A 733-nucleotide genomic window follows, 5' to 3' on the forward strand; every position below is an offset into this window, starting at 1 on the left:
GCACGGAAATCAAGTTTTACCTAAAAGCGGTAACAACGCATGAGGATTCATAAGAGCGCGGAACATAATGCCGTTTAAAGGCAGCTTCGATTGTGTCTCTCGCTTATGTATGCGGATTATGTTAAGCGCACATTTGTGCAGCATATTGAGATTCTGCTGTATGTTCTTACTCTGCACTCTGCATCTGTCCTCATCAAAATGTACATCCAACAGCCAATGCATCGTTTCTACCGACCATTCCTCTCTTGCATGATGGAGCAGCTCTTCCGCTCGTAACGCTTTACTTGAAATATAATAATGCCATTCTTCCGTCACGCCTTTGCTCGTCTCAAATCGCGTATGAAGTGCTCCAATGCATTTAAGTGCCGGCCATATTCTGCCGCCCGGTTGCCAGCTCACATCATCACTCGTATACGCACTACGGCTTTCCTTCCGCCCATGTCCCCTTTCCGTTCGCGTGATGCTGTCCATCTTCGCTCTCAGCTTCGTATCCTGAACATACTCTGCGATATCGTTCATAAGTGCTTCCTGATTGCCCTTCGCACTTAACAAATAATCCGCTTCCGCCCCAATTATCGCTTCGGCAGTCTCTATTTGACAGTTCATTGCGTCTGCGACTACCATACAGCCCTTGATTTCAAGCTCTTTTATCAATTCCGGTACAGCCGGAATCTCGTTACTCTTTGATTCGACCGTTCTTTGGGCGAGTGTCAGCCCCAATTCCCCTATCTGT

Annotated in this window: 1 protein-coding gene; it reads right to left on the minus strand. The window is 47.2% G+C overall.

What is annotated here, in order from left to right:
* Positions 1–9: 9 nt before the first annotated feature.
* A partial coding sequence (locus tag IZU26_RS13000) for an ISAs1 family transposase (protein ID WP_433279579.1) occupies positions 10–733 on the minus strand: 724 nt, incomplete at its 5' end.

The sequence above is a fragment of the Treponema sp. SP13 genome (assembly GCF_050938355.1).
In the GTDB taxonomy this organism is placed as follows: Bacteria; Spirochaetota; Spirochaetia; order Treponematales; family Treponemataceae; genus Treponema_D; species Treponema_D socranskii.